At 65.4% G+C, this 7,329-nt stretch carries 6 protein-coding genes; 3 read left to right on the forward strand and 3 right to left on the reverse strand.

What is annotated here, in order from left to right; genetic code table 11:
- Positions 1-1,362 (reverse strand): sugar ABC transporter substrate-binding protein, encoded by a 1,362-nt coding sequence (locus tag ABZW16_RS02285; RefSeq protein WP_354951284.1) that lies wholly within the window; start codon positions 1,360-1,362, stop codon positions 1-3.
- Positions 1,363-1,372: 10 nt separating this feature from the next.
- Positions 1,373-2,368 carry a sugar-binding domain-containing protein gene (locus tag ABZW16_RS02290; RefSeq protein ID WP_354951286.1) on the reverse strand — a complete coding sequence of 332 codons (996 nt, stop codon included), beginning with the start codon at positions 2,366-2,368 and terminating at the stop codon, positions 1,373-1,375.
- Between the two features lie 100 nt (positions 2,369-2,468).
- On the opposite strand from ABZW16_RS02290, the gene ABZW16_RS02295 reads away from it, so the two are divergent.
- Positions 2,469-3,953, forward strand: coding sequence for a mannitol dehydrogenase family protein (locus tag ABZW16_RS02295; protein ID WP_354951288.1), 1,485 nt, complete (start codon positions 2,469-2,471; stop codon positions 3,951-3,953).
- 159 nt (positions 3,954-4,112) lie between these two features.
- Here the strand turns inward: ABZW16_RS02295 and ABZW16_RS02300 are convergent, their stop codons facing one another.
- Entirely contained in the window at positions 4,113-5,369 is a 1,257-nt protein-coding gene (locus ABZW16_RS02300) for a cytochrome P450 (RefSeq protein ID WP_354951290.1), read from the reverse strand.
- Positions 5,370-5,623: 254 nt separating this feature from the next.
- On the opposite strand from ABZW16_RS02300, the gene ABZW16_RS02305 reads away from it, so the two are divergent.
- A complete protein-coding gene (locus tag ABZW16_RS02305; protein ID WP_354951302.1) occupies positions 5,624-6,856 on the forward strand; it encodes a transcriptional regulator in 1,233 nt (410 codons plus the stop codon).
- An 82-nt stretch (positions 6,857-6,938) separates the two neighbouring features.
- Positions 6,939-7,329, forward strand: a 391-nt coding sequence (locus ABZW16_RS02310; protein WP_354951292.1) for an aldehyde dehydrogenase family protein, incomplete at its 3' end; no start/stop codon positions are given.

Consider the following 7,329-nt stretch of genomic DNA (forward strand, 5'->3'; position numbering starts at 1 on the left):
CTACTGGTTCCCTCGATACGACCTGCCGACGGTCTCGGCATACTGCTGTGCTTGGTCGAGTGCGGCCCGCACGCTGATCCGGCCCGCGACCGCGGCGCTGATCTGCTGGCTCACCCGGGTTCCCAGATCCTGGAACTCCGGAATAGTGATGAACTGGATACCGGTGTACGGAACCGGTTGCACGGTGGGATGTTCCGGATCGACACCCGACATCGCCGCCAGGGTCAGCGGCCCATAGGCCCTCGAAGCCTCCTTGTACTCGGGGATCTCGTAGGTGGACCGGCGGCTGCCGGGCGGCACATGTGACCAGCCGAGCCGCTGACCGACCATCTGGATATAGGGCTTGCCGGTCATCCAGGAGATGAATTTCCATGCGGCATCGGGTTTGTCGCTGGATTTCGGAATGCCGAGCGACCAGGTATAGAGCCAGCCGGAATTGGGTTTGCGCACCGTCGGCGCGAGCACATAGCCTATCTTGCCGACCACCTTGCTCGATGCCGGATCCTCGAGCACACCGACGGCCGAGGTCGCGTCGTACCACATCGCGGTATTGCCCTGGGACAGCTGTGTCGCGCATTCACCGAATCCACTGGTGGCCGCACCGGGTTCGCCGTGCGCGCGGACCAGGCCGATATAGAACTCGACGGCCGCGACCACCTCCGGGCTGGTGAGCTGGGCGTGCCAGTTCTCGTCGAACCAGCGGCCGCCGAAGGTATTGATGACCGTATTCAGCGGGGCGAGTGATTCACCCCAGCCCGGTTTGCCGCGCAGGCAGATGCCGGAGCGCCCGCTGGCCGGATCGTCGAGCTTCGCCGCGGCCTGCGCGATCTGATCCCAGGTCGGTTCGGCGGGCATGGTCAGCCCGGCCTGCTCGAACAGATCCTTGCGGTACATCAGGAACGACGATTCGCCATAGAACGGCACCGAGTACATATCGCCGTTGTAGGACAGCGACTTTTGCAACGACGGAATGAAATCCTGTTCGTCATAGCCCGGGGTCCGGCGCGCATAGCTCGACAGATCGACCAGCCACCCGTTCGCGGCCCATTGCGGCGTCTCGTAATTGCTGATCATGACGACGTCGAATTCGCCGCCGCCCGTCGCGACCGATGCGGTGATCTTGGCGCGGGCCTCGTTCTCCGACAGGGATACGAATTTCAGCTTGGTGCCCGGATTTTCGCGCTCGAACTCACCGGAGAGCGCGATGGCGTCGCGCATCTGTGAATTGGAGACCATGGCGATGGTGACGGTGTCCCGGCCGCCGGCGGTGAACGAACCGGCCCCCGCACAACCGGACACCCCGAGTAGGGCCGTAACAGCCAGCGCCACTGCGGGTTTTGCGAATCGGGTCCGCCTGCTCATCGGGCTCGGTCTAGGCATCGGACAGGCCCTCCTTCCTTTCCAACAGCCACCGCGCGCACTCGATGTCGGTGACGAGGATCTTGGCCAGTCCCCCGCGCAACGCACCGAGAACGGCTTCATGCTTCACCGGTCCGCCGGAGATCAGCACCGTGGCGGGGCACCGCCGGATCGCATCGAGCCCGACCGAAACCGTCCGCTGCGCAAGCGATCCCGCGATATCGCTGCCGTCGGCGTGGAAGAACCGGCCGCCGATCTCGCCGACCGCCCCGAGCCCGCGCAGTTCGTCGAGGATCGCCGTGTCCAGATAGCTGCCCTCGAACAGGGTGGTGGCGGTGGAGACCGGACCGACGCCGAACATCATCACATCGGCGGTGCGGCCGAACGCAATCGCACGCCCGAGCACCGAATCCTGTTCCAGCGCGATAACCGTCGCCGGATCGGCGTACAGCGGGGCGTGCAGGCGAACCGGCGTCGCCTGCAGTTGCATCGCACATCGACCCAGCGTGTAGTCCACGCCGGTCTGGTAGTCGAATGAGGTCATCGACCCGTCGAGTTGGACGACGCGCGCGCAGTGCGCGGATTTGGTGCGCAGTTCGTGCGCGACGGCGATCGTCTCCGGGCCCCAAGTGAATCCGAGCGTATGCGTCGGCTGCAGCCGCCGGGTCAGCACGCCGACCGCAGCGCGGGCCAGGGGCTGCAGGCCCGATGGCGAGCCATCCGGAATATCTCCGAGCACCACCGCCTCGGTGAGCCCGAATGCCGCCTCGATCTCGCTTTCGATATCCGTGTGCACGGACGAGCGCAGGTCGTCGGGGACGCTGATTTCGATGCGCACCAGTCCCTGCGCTCGCGCACGGGCGATGAGCCGCCCGGCGGTCGGCCGCGAAACACCCAGCTTGGCCGCAATTTCGGCCTGCGTCGCACCCTCCAGGTGGTAGAGCTGCGCGGCCCGCAATGCCAGCCGGACATCGTCCGCCGTGCCGGGCCGGGATGGTTCGGTGGCCACGCGAGCTCCTCATCGACTCTGATCATCTGCTCAGCATGTGATCTATTGCTCACAGAGGTTACCATTGGAATGTGACGTACACAACAGTCGAAGGGGTGTCATGAGCGAGGCCACATCCATCACATTGCGTGCCGCGACCGTCGGCGACCTACCTGCCGACCTGCCGGTACCGAACTACGACCGCTCCCGAATCACCAGCGGCATAGTGCATTTCGGCGTCGGCGGGTTCCATCGGGCGCATCAGGCGAGCTATCTCGACGAGTTGCTGCGGCGTGGTGGAGCGCGCGACTGGGGAATCTGCGGGGTCGGGGTGCGCCAGGAAGATCGGCGCATGCGCGATGTGCTCGCGGCACAGGACGGCTTGTACACACTGTCGGTCGTCGCACCCGACGGCGCCCGGACGACCCGCGTGGTCGGCTCGATCATCGAATATCTCTTTGCCCCGGACGACCCCGAGGCCGTCATCGAGAAACTGGCCGCCCCGGCGACCCGGATCGTCTCGCTCACCATTACCGAGGGCGGCTACAACTTCGCCGCCACCACCGGCGAATTCATCGCCGACAATCCGGAGATCCGCGCCGATCTCATCCCGAATGCCTTGCCCGCCACGGTATTCGGGCTGATCACCGAGGGGCTGAGGCGGCGTCGCGCGCGCGGCATCACACCGTTCACCGTGCTGTCCTGTGACAATATCGAGGGCAATGGCCACGTCGCGCGCCGCACATTCGGCGCCTTCGCACGGCTGCGCGATCCCGAACTGGGCGACTGGGTCGAGCGCGCGGTGCAATTCCCGAATTCGATGGTGGACCGCATCACCCCGGTCACCCCACCGGGGACATCGGCGGAGCTCGCGCGGCGCTACGGCGTGACCGATCGCTGGCCGGTGGTAACCGAGCCGTTCACCCAATGGGTCATCGAGGATTCGTTCTCGCTGGGCCGACCGGCACTCGACGAGGTCGGCGTGCAATTCGTCAGCGACGTCGCGCCCTATGAGCTGATGAAACTGCGTCTGCTGAACGCGAGCCACCAGGCACTCGGCTATCTCGGATATCTGAGCGGCTACCGGCTGGTCGATGAGGCAGCGCAGGATCCGGTCTTCCGGCGATTCCTGATGCGCTACATGGACCGCGAAGCGACCCCGACCCTGCACCCGGTGCCCGGGGTCGACCTGGATCGATACAAGCACACCCTGATCGAGCGCTTCGCCAACCCCGCGATCGGCGATACCATCGCCAGGCTGTGCGCCGAATCCTCGGACCGGATCCCCAAGTGGCTGCTCCCGGTGGTCCGTCGGCAACTCGCCACGGGCGGCGAGATCACCTGTGCCGCAACGGTAGTCGCGGGCTGGGCGCGTTATGCCGAGGGGATCGACGAAGACGGCGCACCGATCGAGGTGGTCGACGCGCTGCGCGAGCGCCTGGTACCGCTGGCCCGTCGCCAGCGCGACGATCCCACCGCATTCCTCACCGATCGCTCGATATTCGGCGATCTGATCGATGAGCCACGCTTCGTCGATGCCTATACCGCGGCCCTGAGTTCACTGCACACCAAAGGATCCCGAGCCACCTTGGCCGAGCTGATTTGACGCTGCGACCCCGCGCGGCTCGCGAATGATCGTCCGCCCCAGGGCTTAGTTCTCGGCGAGCTCGGCGAGCCGGTCGAGCGAGGCTTGCAGTCTGTCAGCGGTGGTCGCCCGCGCACTAGCCCGGTGCAGCGGCCGAAGCCGCTGCGCCGGATTGCCGATTCAGAGGATTTGCAGCGGAGGGGATTTGGAGAAGTTGACGGGGAGGGCGACCAACGCGCGCTGGAATGGGCCTGGGCGCCAGCTCAGATCCTCGACGGGGACGGCGAGGCGCATTTCCGGGAGGGCGTCGAGTAGTTGATCGATGGCGTCCTGGACGATCAGTGATGCGAGCGACCGGGCCGGACAGGCATGCGGACCGGCACTCCATGCCAGATGTGAGCGATTGTCGGTGTACACCCCGGTATTGATCGCGGGATCGTTATTGCAGCCGGTCATGCTGATGACAACCGGCTGCTGTGCGGGCAGCCAGGCGCCATCGATCAGGATCGGCTGCCTCGGGAAGGTGACACAGTAGTTCGACAGGGGCGGGTCGGTGAACAGCACCTCGTCCAACGCATCGCGGGTGGGCAGGCTCCCGCCGAGAATGCCGCCCGCGAATCGGGTATCGGTCAGCATCAACCGCAGCGTATTGATGATCAGATTCTGGGTCGGTTCGATGCCCGCGCCATAGAAGCTGAGCACCTGGTGGATCATCTCAGCGTCATCGAGCTGCGCTGGATGGGCCAGCAGCCGCGAGACGATATCGTCGCCCGGCTCTGCACGTTTGAGACAGACCAGGTCGAACATGGCATCGCCGACCATCTTATTGCCCGCTGCGGCATCGACGCCCTCGATCAGCGCGGCCATACCGGCGGCGGCACGCTGGCCGATTTCCGGTGGGCAGCCGAGCATCGCATTGATCACCGCGAAGGATAGCGGGAAGGCGTACTGGCTGATCAGATCCGCCGTGCCGACCTCGCAGAAGGAGTTGATCAGCGGGATGGCGATCTGCTCCACCGTGGAATGCAAAGCGAACAGGTCGATTTCGACGAGTGCGGCAACGGTGGCCTCACGGTAGCGGGTGTGCTCGAGACCGTCGCTGCGAATCGCGGCCGGACGCCATTCGAGCATCGGTCGAATCGGGCAGTCTTCGGGCACGCTCTTCTGCCAGGTCCGGGAATCGGCCGGAAAATGATCGGGATCATTGAGGATGCGTAGCGCCGTGTAGTAACCGATCACCAGGGTGGCCGGCACGCCCGGCGACAATTCCACCGGCACCAGAGATCCATATCTACTGCGCATATCGCGGTACGCGGCATGCGGATCCGCGGCGAATTCCTCTGAGTACAGCGCGATTCGGGGATCGTCGGTATCGATCGGTGAACCGTGTGCGACCGGGTAGGAACGGGTGTGCGTTGCCGAATCTGGCGTGGTCAAGTGACGTAACTCCAGTCGATGAGCAGAGACGGTGAGCGGCGTGCATCGATGCGGCCCGCCCAGAGCAACAGTCAGCGTACGTGGAACCTCCACTGCGTCGCCCGTCGCAGTCACCATCCCTGGCCATGCCATATGTGACCGGCATTACAGTGGTTATGGGCAGACACGAAGGAAACCGATTGAGCACAGCAGCGCACGGCAACCCCTGGGTGGCCGTTCGACCGGATGACGACCTCACGCAGTTGGCACTGCGGATGTCGTCGGCGCACCGCTCCTTCCTCGACGGCGTCGACCGGCTGCCGACCGTGCGCCCCGACGGTGATTCGGTGCGTCCGGTGGTCCTGGATTCCTGGCGGCGCAGCCGCAATTGCGGCGTGGACCCGGACGGCATCGGCGATGTGGTGGGCATCGACGATCTGGAATTGCAGCGCTATCGGGCCATCCATCCCACCGCGCTGATCCGGCCGATAGTGCGGAAGTTGCTGGTCGAAGATGCCGCCGAGGCCGGACTGCTGGTCGCGATCAGCGATGCCGGGGGCCGATTGCTCTGGGTCGAGGGCGATTCGAAGGTCAAAGATCGGGCGCTGGCAATGAATTTCGTGGAGGGCGCCGACTGGAGTGAGGAACGGGTCGGCACCAATGCGCCGGGCACCGCACTCGCCCTCGACCATCATGTGCAGATTTTCGGGGCCGAACATTTCAGCCGGGTGGTGCACGAATGGAGTTGTTCGGCCGCGCCCGTGCACGATCCGCGCGGCGGCCAGATCATCGGCGCCATCGATATCACCGGCGGCCCGCGAGTCGCGGCGCCGGAGATGTTGTCGCTGATCCGGGCAACGGTGCTGGCCGCGGAATCCGAATTGCGGCTGCTCATGCTCGATTCGCCGCGACCGCTCGCTCTCCCGGCAGCACAGCTGCGGGTGCTCGGCTCGAACCGGCCGACCCTGACCCGCGGTGGCGAGCCGATCCGCCTGTCGCAGCGGCATGCCGAAATCCTATTGCTGCTGGCCGAGTATCCCGAGGGCCTCAGTGCCGACCACCTCGCCATGCTGCTCGACGAATCGGAGCTGGATCCGGTGACGGTGCGGGCGGAAATGTCGCGGGTGCGAAAGATGCTGGGCGCCAACGGTCTCGGCTCCCGTCCCTATCGGCTGCTGCTGGATCTCGATACCGATGTCGCCGAGGTTCGACGCGCACTCGCCCGCGGCGACACCTCGGCCGCATTGCGCGCCTATCCGGGTCCGATCCTGCCCCGCTCACTCGCACCCGGCATCGATGAACTGCGTGTCGAGTTGCGCGGCCGGCTGCGCGCGGCCCTGTTGACGGCGGGCGATCGCCGCCTGCTCGCCCGCTGGACCGGTTCGGTCGACGGCCGCGACGACATTGCCGCGTGGACCGCCTATCTCTGCTCGCTCGACCGCCGATCCTCGATGTATGCCCAGGTAGAGGCACAGCTGCGACTGCTCGATCGCAAATTGGGCATCTGACCAGTTTGTTGCAACCGTGGTGCAACATGGACACTCATAGTGTTCCGGATCACACTTGAATCAGCAGATCGAGGAGGATTCGATGACCGTATTCGCCCGCCCGGGAACACCCGACGCCGCCATGTCGTTCCAGGCCCGCTACGACAACTGGATCGGCGGCGAATGGGTCGCGCCCGTCAAGGGGCAGTACTTCGAAAACCCCACTCCGATAACGGGTCAAACGTTCTGCGAGGTCGCCCGCGGCACCGCCGAGGACATCGAACTCGCCCTCGATGCCGCGCACGCCGCCGCACCCGCGTGGGGTAGGACCTCGGTTGCCGAGCGCGCCATCATCCTCAATAAGATCGCTGACCGGATCGAGGAAAACCTCGACGCGATCGCCCTCGCGGAGTCCCCGCTGACCTGCGACGTACCTTCCGGTAAGGGCCGTTGGTCCCTTGTTCGGCATCGGCGGCTCTGCGAATCTGATATGT

Origin of the sequence: Nocardia sp. NPDC004604 (assembly GCF_040609795.1) — a bacterium.
Lineage (GTDB): Bacteria > Actinomycetota > Actinomycetes > Mycobacteriales > Mycobacteriaceae > Nocardia.